Here is a 17,460-nt window from a genome sequence, read left to right as displayed (position 1 = left end):
AGGCATGAGCACAACACTTGAACGTCCCGCACTCGAAACTCCCCGCAAGGTGGCGCCGTCCAAGGACGGCCGGACCCTGATCCGAAGCCAGGTGCGGACCGGCTGGGCCCTGCTCGCGCCGGCCCTGCTGCACTCCGGCGTCTTCATCGTGATCCCGGTGATCTCGGTCCTGGTGCTGAGCCTGACCGACTACAGCTTCGGCGACACCTGGTCGTGGGTCGGGTTCGGCAACTACAGCGACCTGTTCCGCGACGTCGACTTCCAGGCGTCCCTGTGGCACACGGTGCTCTACGCGCTGGTGGTGATCCCGATCTCGATGGCGATCTCGCTCGCGGTCGCGATCGGGCTGAACCAGAAGATCAAGGGGCTCGGGTTCTTCCGGACCGCGTTCTACATCCCGACGGTGACCGCGACGGTCGCGGTCGCCACCATCTGGCTCTGGATCTACAACCCGGGCTCGGGGCTGGCGAACGGGTTCCTCAGCCTGTTCGGCTTCGCGCCGAACCGCTGGCTGGCCGACCCGGCGACCGCGCTGCCGTCGCTGATGGTGGTCGGTATCTGGCAAGGGCTCGGGACCAAGGTCATCATCTACCTGGCCGCGCTGCAGGGCGTCTCCCGCGACCTGCTCGAGTCGGCCGAACTGGACGGCGCCAACCGCTGGCAGCGGTTCGTCAACGTCACCTGGCCGGCGATCGGCCCGGTCCAGTTCTTCGTCCTCATCACCTCGATCGTCGGCACCTTCCAGGTGTTCGACCTGGTCTACGTGATGACGCAGGGCGGCCCGGGGTCCGAGACGCGGGTGCTCGTGATGGACATCTACCAGAACGCGTTCCAGGACCTGAAACTCGGCTACGCGTCCGCCGAGACCGTGATCATGATGATCGTGATCGCCGTCTTCATCGGGGTCGGACGCCTGCTCCAGAAGGCGGATGCCAATGACTAGCGTGAGTGTTGCCGGCCCGGCGGTGGCGGCGTCGTCTTCGTCGAAGCCGGCGTCGGCCCGGATCGGCAAGATCGTCCTGTACGTCGTCCTGACGGTCGGCGCGATCCTGATGATCACGCCGTTCGTCTGGATGCTGCTGACGGCGTTCAAGAGCAACGCGGAGATCGCCAAGTTCGGCTGGCTGCCCGGCGAACTGCGCTGGCGCAACTTCGTCGAGGCGATGCAGACCGCGCCGTTCCTGCGGTACTTCCGCAACAGCCTGTTCATCGCGGTCGGCGAGACCGCCTTCACCCTCGCGGTCTGTACGACGGCCGGCTACGCGCTGGCCAAGTTGCCGCTGCGCGGGTCGAAGGCACTGCTGAACTACTTCATCGTGCTGCTGCTGGTGCCGTTCCAGATCATCTTGGTGCCGCTGTTCCTGATCGTGAAGTCGATCCCGCTGTTCGGCGGCAACAACATCCTCGGCCAGGGCGGTATCGGCTGGCTGAACTCGTGGTGGGGCCTGATCATCCCGCTCGGTGCGGCGCCGCTGTTCACCTTCCTGGCCCGCCAGTTCTACGTCTCGGTGCCGAACGAGCTGGCCCAGGCGGCCCGGGTCGACGGGCTCGGTGAGTTCGGCATCTTCTGGCGGATCATGACGCCGCTGATCAAACCGGCGCTGATCACCATCGCGGTGTTCCAGATCGAGGCGGCCTGGAACGGGTTCCTCTGGCCGCTGATGATCACCACGTCGGACTCGATGCGGCCGCTGCAGCTCGGGCTGGCGATCTTCTCCCAGAACCCGGCCGAGATCGAGTGGCCGTATCTGATGGCGGGTACGGCGCTGGCGACACTGCCGATGATCGTGTTGTTCGTGTTCGCCCAGAAGCGGTTCGTCGAGGGAATGGCGAACGTGGGCATCAAGGGCTGAAGCCTCGAACAGGTGCTCACCCCGCCCCGGGTGAGCACCTGCGAGGCCCCCCACAACATGCGGTGGTCCCGAAGAAACACCGGAGCATCCCACTCGGTCCCCCCGCCGGGTCGCTCACCCGTTTATCGTCACAGTGAGTCCGCCGTTACAGCAATCGTCCGGTTTTTTCTGCTACTTCCGAGATGATTTCTGCGAGACCTTACCGAATTACCCCTTTCGTACTACGTTTCGCACGCGGCACGCGACCGTGGGTAGGCGGCGCGCTTCCGGGGAACCGGGCCTGCATGCGGATCCGGGTACTCACGATGAATGTCCAGCATGACGCCGGCGACCCACGCCGTACCGAGCTGATCAACGCCGAGCTCCGGCGGTTGTCGCCCGACCTGGTGGCGTTGCAGGAGGTCTGCGACGGCCAGCTCGGCAAGCTGATCGAGGGCACCGGGCTGACGCACACGACCCACCAGTCCGAGGTGCTGATATCGCGCTGGCGTCACGGTTCGGTGCTCGCGACCCGGTGGCCGCATCGTGTTGTCGACGTACAGGAGCATCGGCCTGCGGCGGGGTCGGACGTGCATTGGTGGACGCTGGCCGCGGCGGTCGGCGTACCGGAGCTGGGGGAGTTGCTGTTCATTCACCCCTCGACGCCGTGGCGACTCGATCACGCCGGGCCTCGCGAGCAGCAACTGGTGGCGGCGGTCGATGCGGACCAGCTTCATCGGTTCCGGTTGCCGTCGATCATCGCGGGCGATCTGAACGCGTCGCCGAAGTCGGCCGGGATCCGGTTCCTGACCGGGCTGCAATCGTTGGGTGGTCGCAGTACGCAGTACCACGACGCATGGGCCGTGGCCGGCGACGGCACCGGATACACCTGGACCGTGTCGAACCCGCTCGCTGCCGCCGAGATCGACGAGCTGATCGGCCAACCGCGACACCGGCGCCGGATCGACTACATCTTCGTCGGTTCCGCACACTCCCATCCGGACGCACTCGCCAGAGTCCTTCACGCCGAACTGGTCGGCGATGCCCCGGTCGACGGCGTCTGGCTCAGCGACCACTTCGGCGTACTCGCCGACCTGGACTACTCGCTAGGCGAGGTGGACACGGACGACGTGCCTGACGAGCGGGGTTAGGTCGTCGGTACCGAAGAGATCCAGGGCTCGGGTTGCGCGGAGCGTGGCCAGGCCGTGGATGTTGGTCCAGAGGGCGATGGCGCGGTCGCGGGCGTCGGTGCTGCCGGGGCGGGCCTGGTCGGCCAGGTCGGCGAAGTGCTGGAACAGCGGGAGTGATCGCGAGCGGAGGTTGCCGCCGGCGCCTTCCAGCAGGTCGTGCCTGATCTGCCCGCCGCTCGACCTCTCGCCGTACGTCGGCCGCCAGCTGAACCAACCGGTCGTGCGCCAGGCGACCGATCATTTGATGCGCGTCCTGCAGTCCCACTCGCAGCAGGAGTACGTCGATGCCTACGCCCGCAGGGCATCCTGATTGTTTTGAAGTGGATCTCCGTCTAGGATTCCGGACGTGACTGCCGGGTCGGCCTTGGGCCATTCACGAGCTGGGTTCCCGGCCGCGTTCTGAGCGCCGGGAGGGCCATTCGCGGCCCACCTTTCGATTTCTTCTTTCCTGCCAGTTCTTTCTCGTCTGCCCTGACGGCAGGCAACGTCGTCATGCCCTGAAACCCTCATGAAAGAAGCGAATCCTGAACGATCTCATCAAGCAGTTCCGGGCCGACGCCGGCGCGTTCGACGACAGCAGGTACTTGCTGTTGACAACGACCGGCGCGCGCTCGGGTCGGCAGCACACCGCGATCCTCGGCTACTACCCGGACGGCGATCGCGTCCTCGTCGTCGGCTCGGCCGGCGGCGGTCCCAAGCACCCGGACTGGTACCACAACCTGGTCGCCAACCCCGAGGTCACGGTCGAGACCGGCCTGTTCACCTACCCGGCCACGGCCGTCGTACTGCGGGATGCCGAACGCGACGAGGTGTTCGCCCGGCTGGTCGAGGCGGAACCTGGGTGGGGTGAGTACCAGTCGAAGACCACCCGCACGATCCCGGTCGTGGCGCTGGTCCACAAGCCCGGCCCACCCTCCGGCGGCGGCTCGTTTGCTGAACTGCTGAAGTTGATCCACACCTCCTTCCGGCGCGAGCTGGCTCTCATTCGCAAGGAAGTCGCCACGTCCGGCACGGCAGGTCTCGGCGCTCAGTTGCGGATCAACTGCCTCACGCTCTGCCAAGGTCTGCACAATCACCACACCGGTGAGTCGACCGCCCTCTTCCCGGGACTCGCGGCTCAGCACCCGGAGTTGGCCGACACGATCGCCGCGCTCCAGACCGAGCACGACCAGATCGCCGTACTCCTCGAAGAGCTGGAGAAGCAGATCTCCAATCCGTCCCCCGACCTGCTTCCACAGGTCGACCGCCTGATCACCGCCCTCATCGCTCACCTCGACCACGAGGAGGCCGTGCTGCTGCCTCATCTGTGACTTGGTAAGGGCTTCGCTCTTGCGCCGGGCGCGACGACATGATCATGATCCGGCCACCGCCAGCATGGTTTCTGGGGAGCCAGCCCGCGGCACACGGAAGGTCAAACAGATCGATCCAAGGGGAGGGACCGTGAGCCGAGTAGCCCTGCACAGAAGGGTGTTCGTCGCTGCCAGTGTTCTGGCGCTCGCTGGGGGTAGCGTGATTGCGCTGCCTCCGGCGTCCGCCGATACCGGAGTTCAATCAACGTATGTCGTGCTCTACACCGCCGGAGCCAAGAGCACCGGAGCGCAGCAGGCGGTCGAGTCCGCCGGCGGCACGCTTGTCGCCAACTACGCGGAGATCGGAGTGGTCATCGCCCGGTCGTCGCAGAGTGGTTTCGCCGCCGCCATGAACCGCACCAACGGCGTCGACAGCGCGGTTGCCACCGGCGCCTTCGGCGTCAAGGCGCCCGGCACTGCGGCCGACGACGCGGCGTCAGCCAGCGCGCTTGCCACCTGGGGCGACTCGCTGTCCGGCCTGCAGTGGGATATGCGTCAGATCAACGTGCCGCAGGCGCACGCGATCAACGCAGGCAGCCGATCGGTGGTCGTCGGTGACATCGACACCGGCCTCGACTTCACCCATCCGGACCTGGCGCCGAACTACGACGCGTCCCGCAGTACCGACTGCTCCAGCGGCGCTCCGCAACCCCTTGCTGTCGGCAACGACAAGAGCGGGCACGGAACCCACACGGCCGGCACGATCGCGGCCGCGGCGAACGGCACCGGTGTCGTCGGGGTCGCGCCGAACGTGACCATCGCGGGAATCAAGTCCAGCAACGACGACGGGTTCTTCTTCCCGGAGATGGTGATCTGCTCGTTCGTCTGGGCCGCGACGCACGGCATCGACGTGACCAACAACAGCTACTTCGCCGACCCGTGGCTGTTCAACTGCCGCAACGACGCCGGCCAGCGGGCGATCTGGAACGCCGAACGCCGGGCCATCGGCTACGCGCAGTCCAAGGGTGTCCTGGTGGTCGCCTCACAAGGCAACGACAGCACCGACCTGTCCCACCCGACGACGGATGTGATCAGCCCGGACTTCCCGCCGAACTCCGAGGTCGAGCGCGACATCACCAACGCGTGCGCGGTGGTCCCGGTCGAGGTGCCGGGTGTCGTGGGCGTCACCGCGACCGGTAACAAGCGGCTGAAGTCGTTCTACTCGTCCTACGGCACGTCGTCCGCCGACGTTGCCGCGCCGGGTGGCGACTCCATCCTTCAGGTGACCGCCGATGCGCCCAACGGTCGGGTTCTGTCGACGTTCTCGAGCGTCGGCACCATCTGCCCGCCCGCGCGGCGCGTGGTGGAGAACGGCGCGCAGTACTGCTACCTGCAAGGCACCTCGATGGCCGCTCCGCACGCCACCGGCGTCGCCGCGCTCATCCTCAGCAGCCAGGGTGACATGAGGCCCGGCGCCCTGTCGTCCGCACTGCAACGGTCGACGAACTCGCTGAGCTGCCCAGCCGACCTGTCGATCTACGCGCCGTTCCCGCAGAACAGCGGCGCTCCGCAGACCTGCCAGGGAGGTTCCGGACACAACAGCTGGTACGGCTCCGGCGAGGTCGACGCCTTGAAGGCCGTGAACTAGACCCTCATGTACGGCGAGGCCGTGAAGGCCGGCCAGGATGCCCTCAAGCAGGGCGCCTGGCCGGCCGCTCGGGTGTGGTTCGAGAAGGCTCTCGAAGGTGCGGCGACTGCTCAGGCATATGAGGGGTTGAGCTGGGCTGCGTGGTGGTTGGAGGACGTGGCTGCTTGTCTGGATGCGCGTGAGCGGGCGTATCGGTTGTATCGGCAGGCTGATGACGTGCGGGGCGCGGCGCGGATGGCGTTGTGGCTCGGAGATGACCACAACGAGTTCCATGGCGCGGGTGCGGTGGCTGAGGGGTGGTTCAACCGGGCCGGTCGGCTGCTCGAAGACCTGGACTGTCCGGAGCGCGGCTGGCTGACTGTGTTCGACGCTCACACCGCGCTGAGTCGCCATGACAGCGGTCGGGCGCGGCAGCTCGCCGTACAGGCTCGAGAGGTCGGTCGGCGGCATCGGGCGGTGGATTTGGAGATGTTCAGCCTGGCCACCGAAGGGTTGGCGCTGGTGGCGGAGGGTTCCGTCGAGCAGGGGATGCGGTGTCTCGACGAGGCGACGGCGGCGGCGCTCGGGGGAGAGTACGAGAACCTCGCGCCGGCGGCGTGGACGTGCTGCCGGTTGATGTCGGCCTGTGAGGAGGTCCGCGACTACGAGCGTGGTGCCCAGTGGTGCCGGCAGGTCGAGGAGTTCAGCCGGCGGATGGAGGCGAGGTTCGTCATCGGGGTCTGCCGGGCGCACTATGCGGCGATCCTGGGCTGGCATGGGAAGTTGGCCGAGGCGGAGCAGGAGCTGACCGGCGCCCGGGAAGACCTGACCGCGAAGCGACCGTACTGGCGGGCTGAGGCCGTCGTGCGACTTGGTGAGCTGCGCAGGCGACAGGGACGTCTTCTCGAGGCGGAGAGCCTCTTCAATGAGGTGCCGTGGCATCCATTGGCCAAGCGAGGGTTGGCCGAGCTGAGCCTGGACAGCGGCGATCCGGCGGCTGCGCGGGCGGTCCTGGACCGGATGTTGCGGCGGTTCCCTGCCGGATCGGTCGGTCGCGCTTGGCCTCTCGAACTGCTCGTGCGAGCCGAGGCGGCGTTGGGTGAGCTGGATGCGGCTGCCGTTCATCTGGAGGAGTTCTGCTCGATCGCCTCAGCGGTCGGGACCCGGCCGCTGCATGCGGCGGCGCGATTCCTGGAGGGCGTGCTCTCGGCTGCTCGCGGTGAGCGGGAGAAGGCCTGTCTTGCCTTCGAGGACACTGTCGAGTTGTACGACGGCCTGGCGCCTTTCGAGGCGGATCGGGCCCGGGCGGAGCTGGCTCGGGTCGAGTTGGCTCAGGTGCCGCCTCAGACGATGCTCACCGCGCGGCAGGTCGCCGTACTTCGGCTGGTGGCTGCTGGTCTCGGCGACCGGGACATCGCCGAGAGGTTGGTGATCAGCGAGCACACAGTGCACCGGCACATGGCCAACATCTACACGCGTTTGGGCTGTTCCACCCGCGCTGCGGCGGTGTCCCGGGCTACTCAGCTGGATCTGATGGCCTGAGCAGGCCATCTCGCTGAACTGGCCTGTTCAGGCGAAGCGGTTCGGGCTTGCGGTGTCGATGCTGAGAGCTATGCAGCAACTGGCGCAGTACAAGGAATCAGTGCGGACGACCTGGTCGACCGGGGACTACGACGCGATGATGCGTCAAGAGGGCTTGTACGACGTGGGGTCGCGGCTCGTGCAGACCGTGGGTGTCCGGACCGGTGAGGACGTGCTCGACGTCGCCTGCGGGACCGGGAACGCCGCGATCCCGGCCGCGGAGACGGGAGCGCGGGTGACCGGGCTGGATCTCACTCCGGCGATGCTTCGAAAAGCACGGGAACGTGCGGCCGGGCTCGCGATCGAGTGGGTCGAGGGTGATGCCGAGGAGCTGCCCTTCGAGGACGAGCGCTTCGACGTGGTGCTCTCGACCTTCGGCTGTATGTTCGCGCCTCGGCACGAGGTGGTCGCCGACGAGATCGCCCGGGTACTGCGGCCGCGCGGGCGGCTGGGCATGTGCACTTGGACGCCGTCCGGGGTGATCGGTGAGTTCTTCAAGATCGTCGGCGGGTACGTTCCGCCTGATCCGTCGTACGTCGATCCGCCGCTGGGCTGGGGCGAGGAGAACCACGTGCGCGAACTGTTCGAGGGGACCGGGATCGAACTCTCGTTCAGTCGCGAGGTGTCACTGATCCGCCACGAGTCCCCTGAGGCTGCGGTCGAGTGCTACGCGACGAAGTTCGGGCCGGTCGTGCTGGCGCGGGAGGCGCTGGACGATCGGTGGCCGGCGCTTCGCTCCGACCTTCTCGAGTTGTTCGCCGCGCACGACGCCGTACTGCCGGCCGAATACCTGGTGATTCAGGGGCGGCGGGCCAGGAGGGCGTAAGAGTTGGGGAGTCGGCCGGACCAGGCGGCGGCGTTGTGGCCGTCGGCGGGGCGCCAGAAGGGCTCGGCGTACTCCTCGAGGGTCTCGACGTGCATGCCGGCGGCGCCGACCGCGGTGACGATCTGGCCGAGGGTCCACTGCCATTCCTGGGCGCCGTTGGCCGGGTACGTGTCGTTGATGTGCGACTCGGCGAAGTAGCTGCGATCCGGCCGGATCCGCGGCTCGTCCTCGTCCCAGGTCCACAGCGGCACGGCCGGGTGAGCTTCGTAGACGAACAGGTGGCCGCCTGGTCGCAGTACCCGCGCGGCATCCCGTGCCCAGGCGTTGATGTCGCGCATCCAGATCAGTGCGCCCTTGCCGGTGTAGACGAGGTCGGCACACCCGTCCTTCACGGGAACGCCGGGAACCTCGGCAACGACGTACTGGCAACGCAGGCCGAGCTCGACCGCCCGCCGCTGAGCCGACCCGGCCGCCACCGCGCTGTAGTCCACCCCCACAACCTGGCGAGCGCCAGCCCGCACCAGCGCGAGATCGTCCAACCCGTGCCCACTCTGAAAGTGCACAACCGTCGGCTGCTCGTCGAGCAGTGGCTGCAGAAGCTCAGTCTCCCGGTCGAACAGCCGCTCCCCCTGCCGAGCCCGCTCCAACAGCTCGTCGTGCTCGTTCACATACTTCGCCGACGCCGCCTCCCAGGCCACCCGATTCCGCTGCACGACTCTGTCCATGCACGAGAGTCTTTCGTACGACGAGGGTCGCGGTCAGCCGGTTTATTCCGATTGGATGATCCAGCCGGCCCGGTGCGCGGCGATTGACACCAGCGCGGCGATTGCCAGCTTGATGCCATGTCGTCTGGCCAACGCGATCAGGCCGGCGCCGTACGTCGTACGCATGGATCGTGGTCCGACCGAGACATCGCCGCTGAGTCCATGCATGACCTTCGCGGCGCGTCCGGCAAGGAACCGTCCGCGGCAGAACCCTTTGATCGTGTAGTTCCCGGCATGGGTGACGATCAGGTCGGCGTCGTACGCAATCGTGTGTCCGGCCAGGACCGCACGCCGGGCGAGCTCGCGATCCTGCGACTTCCGGAACGCGGGGTCGAATCCACCGAGTTCCCGGAACACCTTCGTCCGGAATCCACAGTTGCCACCGTTGACGTAGTCGACCTGCCGGGCGTTGGCGTTGTGAACGTGTCGATGCTCAAAGGCCAACGCCCGCAGGCGATTCAGCACCGCATCCCCGGACTCGACGACCCGTCCCGCCACGGCCGCATCCGTGCCGGACAGGTCGAGCGTCAACCGCCGCAGCCAGTCCGGATCGGGCACCGTTTCGTCATCCAGAAACCCGAGGAACTCTCCCGTCGCCAGCTCCACCGCCCGATTCCTGGCGACGCTCACGCCGTACGACGCGCCCAGTTGCACGAGCTGCACTCGCGCAGGAACCTCTTTGAGCTCAGCCGCGCCATCAACCGCCACGATCACCTCGAACCCCGGCGCCCGCTCCTGCCGAGCCAGAGCCTCGAACACCTTCCCCAAGTCCCGCCCTACCGTGGGCACCACCACTGACACCCGGACCACGTCACTCAGCTCATGCAGCAGGTCGAGATCGTGCTCATCCTGCGGCGTGAGTACGTAACCCTGGTGGGTGTGGAGCTGTGTGCTCAACGGCAGACAGCGCACCTGCCGCTCACCGATGCGGCCGACGACAGGCGGCGGGATGTAGTAGACGTTGTCGTCGAAATCGAGCTGCTCGCTGCCTCCATCCGGATGCGGCGTGCTGGGATGAAGATCAACCCGCTGCCCGTCGACGGTGTGCGTCAGTTGAACAGTGACCTCGCGGTAGCGGTCGTCGCTGACGGCGTACCCAGCACTTGCCAGTGCGGCGATCGCCGCATCGAGGTCAGGCCGGGCGACCCCCAGATCAAGATCCGCATGCACCCTGGTCTGCCGCCCGACCAAGGCATCAACACCCCACCCACCATCCACCCAGACGTCGACCTCCGCCACCGCCAGCAGATCGAGCAAACTCAGCGCCCGCTCTGCTGTCATCACCTGGGCGAGCATAGCCAGACGTCACTCGTTGTGGAGCACCTTGGCGATGGTGGTTTGGGCGGCGGAGCGGGCTGGGATGTAGGCGCCTAGGGCGGCGATGGCAACTCCGGAGAGGACGAAGACGGCGAGCAGGGGGAGCGGGTAGACGTCGAGCATGAAGTCGGGGAAGTCCACCTGGGCGCCGTTGGCCATGGCGGGGACGACGAGACGGTGGGCGATGATGCCGAAGGGGATGCCCAGCAGGCCGCCGAGAGCGCCGAGGGCGGCCATTGACGTCACCACCATCACCGTGACCTGGCCGGGGGTCATCCCGATCGACTTGAGCATCCCGAGGTCGCGGCGTCGCTCTCGCGTGTTCAGTACGACGGTGTTGAAGACGCCGAGCGCGGCCACGGTCCCGAGCATCAGGGTGAGTAGCAGGACGGTCGCCAGCACGATCGCGACGAACGAGCCAGGTTCCTGACCGGGGACCTCCTCCAACCCGGAATCGCCGGCCAGCACGGCTTTGACGTAAGCATCGATGTCGGTGCCGGGCTTCAGCTGGATCTCGTACGTCGTCGCCCGGAGGTTCGGGTCGATCAGCGCCAGCGTCTCCCAGTTGGAGAGCACTTCCTCACTCGAGTTGTAGAGCGCCTTGCCGACGATCGTGGCCTGCGTACGCTTCCCCTTCGACTCCAGCGTGATCGTGTCGCCGATGGACAGACCACGTTGCCGAAGGAACCGTTCGGACACGACCACCTGACCCGGTCCGTCGAACCAATGCCCCTCCAGCACTCGGTAGCCGATCTGGTCCGAATCACCGCGGTAGAAGGTGACCCGGAGGTCCTGGTTCGTCCCGGCGAGCCGCATCAGCATGGTCCGGCTGGGCGTCACATACGCGGCTCCGGCTGTCGACCGCATCAGCGCCTCGTCCGCCGGATCGCTCAGCTTCGCGACCGGTCGGGGCGGTCCCGCACCTTCCGGAGCGAGCTGTGGACCCTCCTCGACCGTGCCCGCGAAGATCGTCACGTCGACAGCGCCGGTACGACTCGCAGCGGTCTGGTAGTTCGTCAGCGACTTCCCGAGCCCCACCGCCAACGTCACACTCGTCACCCCGAGCACGACGGCCGCCAGCGTCAGCGCCGTACGCGCAGGACGAGCGAATGGCAGACCGAGCCCCAGACTGACGGACCGCGGCAGTCGCGTACCGCTCAGCCAGCGCTGAGCCCGTAGCCCTCGACCGGCCCGCGGTGCGCTCCCCGCACTGATCGCCTCAGCTGCCGACAGGCCCCGGGCTCGCAGTGACGGCACCAGAGCGGACAGCGCCACCAGCAGAGGTACGCCGAGCAGTGCAGCCACGTCCACCCAGATCGGAACACTCACACCCTCCGCGCCATAGTTCTCGAAAGCCCTTGCTATCAAGGACTCCGCGAGGACATTGCCCAGCACAGTCCCGAGTGCACACCCCACGATCGCCGGAATGGAGATCATCGCGAGATAGACAGCCATCACCTGCGTCGGCGTGAACCCGAGCGCCTTCAGTACGCCGATGTGCTTGAACCCAGCCACCACCGCACCACTCACCACGTTGGCCACGATCAGTACGGCGACCGCCAGTCCGAGCCACCCGAACACCATCAGGAACGGAACGAACGTGTTCGGCTCACCGGTTGCGACTGCCCGCAACGCAAGGTAGGACTGGGTGCCCAGCAGCGCACCCTTCGGCAGACCCGTCGTCACCGCGGTCTGCCCCGCCGAGACCTGCGCATCGGTCGCGGCCTGCGCGAAGCGGTAGAGCATCTGACTGCCGGTCGGCTTGAACGCCGTCATCTGTTCAGGAGTGACCCAAGCGTCGGCAGACCCGCTGACGCTGTAGGCGAACCCGACGACGGTCACTGTGGTCCCGCCGCTCGTCAGCTTGGTCCCCAAGGTCGCGGCGCCGCGTTGGTTGGTGGACGTGACCGGGTTCCGGTTGAGCACGATCTCACCCGGTTTGTCGGCCCAGCGGCCGTCCCACACATTGAGGCGGTCGACAGCACCACCAGCGTCCGCACGGCCCACCACGACCAGCGGGCGTCCATTCACGTCCAGGTCCACAGTTGCCATGGCGAACGGTCCTGCCACGGCCTGGACCGCCGACTGCTTGGCGGCGTCGGTGAGCTGGCTGTCCGTGGCCTTGCTCCGGTCGTACGACGCCACCAGGTGAGCACCGCTTTGACGCGAGTACGCCTGGTCGAACGGCCCTGACGAGGCTGCCAGGAGTCCTAGCGCCACCACGATCATCGTTGTCGACAATGCGACAACGACACCGATCACGATCGTCTGGAGTCTGCGGCGTCGTACCGCTGCTCGAGAGACCGGCCAGACGGCGCTCACGGGGTGCGCTCCAGAGTGCGCTCGTGGGCGACCTGTCCGTCGACTACCTCGATCACCCGGCTTGCGCACCGGGTGGCGAGCTGTTGGTCGTGGGTGACGAGCAGCAGGGTCTGGCCGATCTGGTTGAGGTCGAGCAGGAGGTCCATCACCTGTTCGCCCGCGCGGGTGTCCAGGGCGCCGGTGGGTTCGTCGGCGAGGAGGATGGCCGGGCGGTTCATCAGCGCCCGGGCCACGGCGACCCGTTGCCGTTCGCCACCGCTGAGCTGGGCCGGGTAGGTGTTGCGTCGTCCGGCGATGCCGAGCTCCTCGAAGAGCTCCAGTGCGCGCTTGCGGGCGGCCGACGCGGAGGTCCCGGTCAGCTGCGCGGCCAGCGCGACGTTGTCGAGGGCCGACAGGTCGTCGAGCAGATTGAAGAACTGGAAGATCATGCCGATCCGACGGCGCCGGTACAGCGCCAGGCCCTTCTCGTCGAGCGAGCCCAGGTCCTCGCCGTGGACCTCGATGGATCCCGACGTCGGCCGGTCCAGACCGGCGACCATGCTGAGCAGCGTCGACTTGCCGCTGCCGGACGGTCCCATCACCGCTACGGCCTCGCCGGCGTGGATCTCCAGCGACACCCCGTCGAGCGCGACGGATTCGCCGTACTCCTTGCGGACTTCGGTGAGCCGCACGACCGCCTGTTCGTTGCCTTCTGCATCCGTCATGCGTTCACGCTAGGGCCGGCGGCGCGCGCCGGACGTCAGTCTGCGGGCGTAACGTTCGCGCCCTGTCATCCTGGGGATGTACCGCGTGCCACCTGCGAATGATGCGGAATCGGTGGCCCCTTGGGACAGTGGTCCTTGTGATCACGATCTGGCTGCTCGTCCTGGCCTGCCTGACGGCCATGGCGCTCGCGGCCGCGCTCATCCGCGCCCGGCGCGCGCATGCCCGGGCGCTCGAGGAACGCGGCTGGTTGCTGGAGCGCGAGCGGGAGAGCGCGGCGCAGAACGCGGTCGACGCCGAGCGGGCCCGGATCGCCCACGATCTGCACGACATCGTCAGTCACAACGTGAGCGTCATGGTGATCCAGGCCGGCGCCGCGCGGCACGTGCTGGCGACGGAACCGGCCGAGGCCGAAGCGGCCCTCCTCGCCGTCGAGGCGGCCGGCCGCGACACGATGGCCGAGCTCCGGCACCTGCTCGGCCTGCTCGCGCCGTCGTCGGACGGCTCGGCCGAGGAACTGTCGCCGCAGCCCAGTCTGAGCCGGTTGAGCCCGCTGATCGACCGGATCGCGTTCGCCGGGCTGCCGGTCGACGTACGCATCTCGGGTGAGCCCCGACCGTTGCCGGCCGGTGTCGACGTGACGGCGTACCGGATCATCCAGGAGGCGCTGACCAACGCGCTCAAGCACGGCGACGGGGTGAAGGCAGAGGTGACGGTCCGGTACGCCGACAACGCATTGCGGGTCGAGGTCCTCAACACCGGGCCGAGCGTGCTGTCCGGTGGACGTTCGCCCAGGCCGGATGGGGAAGGTCGAGGGTTGCTCGGGTTGCGTCAGCGGGTCGCGGTGTACGGCGGTGATCTCGACGCGAGGCGGAGACTGGGCGGCGGGTTCCGCGTGCGGGCCAAGATCCCGCTGGAGCGGCCGTGAGCGAGCCTCGAGTGGTGATCGCGGACGACCAGGCGCTGGTGCGGATCGGGTTCCGGATGATCCTGACCGCGCGCGGCATCGACGTGGTCGGTGAGGCCGGCGACGGCGGCGAGGCGATCGAGGCGGTACGGCGGCTGCGACCGGACGTCGTACTCATGGACATCCGGATGCCGACCATGGACGGTCTGGAAGCCACCCGCCGGATCCTGGCCGAGTCACCGGACTGTCGCGTGCTGATGCTGACGACGTTCGATCTGGATCGGTATGTGTACGCCGCTTTGGCCGCGGGAGCGAGCGGGTTCCTGCTGAAGGACGTGACCCCGGAGCATCTCGCCGCGGCCGTCCGCCTGGTCAACACCGGTGACGCGCTACTCGCTCCGTCGATCACCCGGAGGCTGGTCGAACGGTTCGCGGTCGGTGACCACGGTCCGGTCCAACCCGCCGTACACCGTGATCTCGCCGTGCTGACGCCGCGGGAGCTCGAGGTGCTCACCCTGATGGGCCACGGTCTGTCGAACGGGGAGCTGGCGGCCGAGCTGACCCTCAGTGAGGCGACGGTCAAGACTCATGTCGCCCGGATCTTCGCCAAACTCTCCCTCCGCGACCGCGCCCAGGCCGTCGTCCTCGCCTACGAAACCGGCCTGGTCTCCCCAGGTGACCGCACCCCCGGTGCCTGATTACGCGCGTCCACCGCTGTTCTGGGAAAAAATTCCGCGTCACCTGTAACGCTGACCTGGTCTGGACCGATATGGGTCCGGGGATCGGGCGAGTAAGTCAGGGGAAACGCATACATGTTCCGCAAGCTGATGGCGGCTGCTGCCGCCGTGCTGGTGGCGGCTGCGGCCACACTGTTCGTCGTGCGGTCGGCTGAGGCGGCCGGTGCGGATGTCACCATCACGGCCACCGCGGCTACGAACGGTACGACGACCTTGACGTACCGGGCGACCGTGCTGCGGGCCGGGATGGTGCGGGACATCGTCTTCTCGATTCCGTCCGGCTCGACCGGGTCGATCACGTCGATCAACGGCACAGTGAGCACGGTGTCACCCGGCGTACTGCGGTGGCGGCCGAGCAAGACCGTGGTCGTCGCCGTCGGCGCCCGGTTCGCCATCCCGCTGTACGGGCTGCGGCTGCCGGCCGGCGGACCGTGGACCCTCAGCTTCAAGGCCACCGGCACCACGGGCGCGATCCTGACGTCCGGCACCGGAGTCCTGCAGCCGTTGAAGACCTACACCCCGAACGTGGCGATCACGGCGAGCAACCCGATCCCGGCGCAGAAGACGAACCTGGTGTACGCCGCCACGGTGACCAAGGCCGGCGTGCTGGCCTCCGTACGGATGCAACTCCCGGCCGGCGCGACCGGCGCGGTGACGACCATCAACGGAACCCTGTCGACCTCGCAGGGCTACGCGACCTGGAAGCCCAACGCACCGATCAGCGTCGCGGCCGGAGCCCGGCTGGGGATCCCGATCAACGGCGTCCAGCTGTCCAAGTACGGCGGCGTCCTGACGCTGGCGATGTCCGCCAGCACGTCGACCGGCGTCCTCCTGACGTCCGGCACCGGGACCGTCTCGCTGATCGCGCCGCCGGCTGCGATGCCGGCGGTCACGGCCGCCGGGTTCGCGGCCATCCCGGCCGGCTGCCCCTCGAGCTGGCCTTCCACGAGCACGGAGAACGCGAAGTCCGGCACCGGCGACTGGGTCATCCCGACCTCGATGACCGGGCCGCTCGCGGCCTACCTCACCAAGGTCTCGGCGACCTGCGGGGACACCGTCGACCTCAAGGTGACCTCGGGTAACCCGGTCAGCGTGGTCGCCTACCGGATGGGGTACTACGCCGGTCTCGGCGCGCGTGAGGTCTGGCGACAGGACGACGTACCGACGGTGGTTCAGCCGGCGCCGATCACGGGCGGCACCGCCGACGGCAAGGACCTGCGGATGACGTCCGCGGCGCACTGGACGAAGACGCTGAGCATCCCGGTGGACAAGGACTGGATCCCGGGCACGTACCTGATCAAGGTGAGCGACGGGACCTACGCGTCGTACGCGCCGCTGACGGTCCGGGACGACACCGGGACCAAGCACGACCTGATGATCCAGCAGGCGACGACCACCTGGCAGGCCTACAACAGCTACGGCGGCGTGGGCTTCTACTCCGGTGGGGTGAGCGGAGGCTCCGGCCGGCTGACCTTTGATCGCCCGTACAACGAGGGCCAGGGGTCTGGGCAGTTCCTCTCGCTGGAGCAGGGGCTGGTGTTCTGGGCCGAGTCGAAGGGTCTCGACGTCACCTACTGGACCAACAACGACCTCGACGAGTTCGGCGGCCAACTGCCGGCGCGGGCCGGCACGATCTTCCTGCCGGGGCATGACGAGTACTTCTCACTGGAGATGCGGGCGGCGCTGAGCCAGGCGATCAACCGTGGCGTGAACGTGGCCAACCTCGGCGCCAACACGGCGTACCGAAAGATCACGTTCACCGAGGACGGCCGCGCCTGGGACATCGACCGGTACACCGACGGCTACAACTCCACGACCTGGCGCTACCACGGCGACGCCTACGCCTCGCAGCCGCTGCTCGGGGCGGAGTACATCTGCCCGGTCCTCGGGAACACGTTGACCACCGGGACGAGCTGGATGTTCGACGGCATCCCGGCCGGCACCGCCATCCCAGGGTTCATCGCGGGCGAGATCGACTACGTCTGGCCGGGGCTGTACAAGCACCCGGGCCTGACCACGGTCGCCAGCGGGACCGGCAACTGCCGCTCGAACGGCAACCCGGTGCCGATGCACACGACGACGTACGTCGCTCCGTCCGGCGCGCGGGTGCTGAACGGGTCGACGTTCGCCTACGGCTGCTTCCTGGTCAGTCGCTGTCCGTCCAACTGGACCGTGCCCGCGCCGTCTGCCCAGTCCCGGCAGGCAGTCGGAACCATCGTCGCCAACATCGCCGAGTGGGTCAGCAACGGCGCGATCCAGGTCCCGGCCGACACCACGGTCGCGGCGGCGAAGGTCGCCGTACCGAAGTTCAAGCTGGAGACCGAGCAGCCCTAGCCATTGCCCGCAGCCTTCCGTACCGTCGAGTG

General features: G+C 67.7%; 16 protein-coding genes. 11 read left to right on the top strand and 5 right to left on the bottom strand.

Features of this window, described 5'->3' with window-relative positions:
- Window positions 1–4: 4 nt before the first annotated feature.
- The 3 genes from V9K99_RS02580 (at window position 5) to V9K99_RS02570 (ending at window position 2,983) form a co-directional block, all read left to right on the top strand.
- Window positions 5–943 carry a carbohydrate ABC transporter permease gene (locus V9K99_RS02580; protein ID WP_337007560.1) on the top strand — a complete coding sequence of 313 codons (939 nt, stop codon included), beginning with the start codon at window positions 5–7 and terminating at the stop codon, window positions 941–943.
- Entirely contained in the window at window positions 936–1,853 is a 918-nt protein-coding gene (locus tag V9K99_RS02575; protein WP_337007559.1) for a carbohydrate ABC transporter permease, read from the top strand. The genes V9K99_RS02580 and V9K99_RS02575 overlap by 8 nt, the downstream gene beginning before the upstream one ends.
- A gap of 305 nt (window positions 1,854–2,158) precedes the next feature.
- The gene (locus V9K99_RS02570) at window positions 2,159–2,983 is read left to right on the top strand and encodes an endonuclease/exonuclease/phosphatase family protein (RefSeq protein WP_337007558.1); all 825 of its coding nucleotides are present in this window, start codon (window positions 2,159–2,161) and stop codon (window positions 2,981–2,983) included.
- On the opposite strand, the gene V9K99_RS42700 is transcribed toward V9K99_RS02570, so the two are convergent.
- Entirely contained in the window at window positions 2,939–3,109 is a 171-nt protein-coding gene (locus tag V9K99_RS42700) for a hypothetical protein (RefSeq protein ID WP_442914754.1), read from the bottom strand. The two genes, V9K99_RS02570 and V9K99_RS42700, sit on opposite strands and share 45 nt — an antisense overlap.
- Between V9K99_RS42700 and V9K99_RS02565 the strand changes: the two genes are divergently transcribed.
- From V9K99_RS02565 to V9K99_RS02545, 5 genes are all read left to right on the top strand, one after another.
- The gene (locus V9K99_RS02565; RefSeq protein ID WP_337007557.1) at window positions 3,042–3,332 is read left to right on the top strand and encodes a hypothetical protein; all 291 of its coding nucleotides are present in this window, start codon (window positions 3,042–3,044) and stop codon (window positions 3,330–3,332) included. The genes V9K99_RS42700 and V9K99_RS02565 overlap by 68 nt on opposite strands.
- A gap of 211 nt (window positions 3,333–3,543) precedes the next feature.
- Window positions 3,544–4,332: a nitroreductase/quinone reductase family protein gene (locus V9K99_RS02560; RefSeq protein WP_337007711.1), complete on the top strand. Its 789-nt coding sequence runs from the start codon at window positions 3,544–3,546 to the stop codon at window positions 4,330–4,332.
- A gap of 130 nt (window positions 4,333–4,462) precedes the next feature.
- A complete protein-coding gene (locus V9K99_RS02555; RefSeq protein WP_337007556.1) occupies window positions 4,463–5,959 on the top strand; it encodes a S8 family peptidase in 1,497 nt (498 codons plus the stop codon).
- Between the two features lie 6 nt (window positions 5,960–5,965).
- The gene (locus tag V9K99_RS02550) at window positions 5,966–7,480 is read left to right on the top strand and encodes a LuxR C-terminal-related transcriptional regulator (protein WP_337007555.1); all 1,515 of its coding nucleotides are present in this window, start codon (window positions 5,966–5,968) and stop codon (window positions 7,478–7,480) included.
- 70 nt (window positions 7,481–7,550) lie between these two features.
- A complete protein-coding gene (locus V9K99_RS02545) occupies window positions 7,551–8,345 on the top strand; it encodes a class I SAM-dependent methyltransferase (RefSeq protein WP_337007554.1) in 795 nt (264 codons plus the stop codon).
- On the opposite strand, the gene V9K99_RS02540 is transcribed toward V9K99_RS02545, so the two are convergent.
- From V9K99_RS02540 to V9K99_RS02525, 4 genes are read right to left on the bottom strand one after another with little or no spacing between them, the layout of a single operon-like run.
- Window positions 8,318–9,070 carry a class I SAM-dependent methyltransferase gene (locus V9K99_RS02540; RefSeq protein WP_337007553.1) on the bottom strand — a complete coding sequence of 251 codons (753 nt, stop codon included), beginning with the start codon at window positions 9,068–9,070 and terminating at the stop codon, window positions 8,318–8,320. The two genes, V9K99_RS02545 and V9K99_RS02540, sit on opposite strands and share 28 nt — an antisense overlap.
- Window positions 9,071–9,112: 42 nt before the next feature.
- On the bottom strand, window positions 9,113–10,390 hold the full coding sequence (locus V9K99_RS02535) for a glycosyltransferase (protein ID WP_337007710.1): 1,278 nt from the start codon (window positions 10,388–10,390) through the stop codon (window positions 9,113–9,115).
- A 24-nt stretch (window positions 10,391–10,414) separates the two neighbouring features.
- Entirely contained in the window at window positions 10,415–12,748 is a 2,334-nt protein-coding gene (locus V9K99_RS02530) for an ABC transporter permease (protein ID WP_337007552.1), read from the bottom strand.
- The gene (locus V9K99_RS02525; protein WP_337007551.1) at window positions 12,745–13,452 is read right to left on the bottom strand and encodes an ABC transporter ATP-binding protein; all 708 of its coding nucleotides are present in this window, start codon (window positions 13,450–13,452) and stop codon (window positions 12,745–12,747) included. The genes V9K99_RS02530 and V9K99_RS02525 overlap by 4 nt, the downstream gene beginning before the upstream one ends.
- A gap of 137 nt (window positions 13,453–13,589) precedes the next feature.
- On the opposite strand from V9K99_RS02525, the gene V9K99_RS02520 reads away from it, so the two are divergent.
- The 3 genes from V9K99_RS02520 to V9K99_RS02510 all read left to right on the top strand — a co-directional run bounded on the left by V9K99_RS02520 (window position 13,590) and on the right by V9K99_RS02510 (window position 17,428).
- The gene (locus V9K99_RS02520; RefSeq protein WP_337007550.1) at window positions 13,590–14,378 is read left to right on the top strand and encodes a sensor histidine kinase; all 789 of its coding nucleotides are present in this window, start codon (window positions 13,590–13,592) and stop codon (window positions 14,376–14,378) included.
- Entirely contained in the window at window positions 14,375–15,055 is a 681-nt protein-coding gene (locus V9K99_RS02515; protein ID WP_337007549.1) for a response regulator transcription factor, read from the top strand. The genes V9K99_RS02520 and V9K99_RS02515 overlap by 4 nt, the downstream gene beginning before the upstream one ends.
- A gap of 114 nt (window positions 15,056–15,169) precedes the next feature.
- Window positions 15,170–17,428, top strand: coding sequence for a N,N-dimethylformamidase beta subunit family domain-containing protein (locus V9K99_RS02510; protein WP_337007548.1), 2,259 nt, complete (start codon window positions 15,170–15,172; stop codon window positions 17,426–17,428).
- Window positions 17,429–17,460 lie beyond the last annotated feature (32 nt).

The organism is Kribbella sp. CCNWLW201, from assembly GCF_037203805.1.
Taxonomy (GTDB): Bacteria; Actinomycetota; Actinomycetes; order Propionibacteriales; family Kribbellaceae; genus Kribbella.
This window is presented reverse-complemented; position numbering and strand designations above follow the sequence as displayed.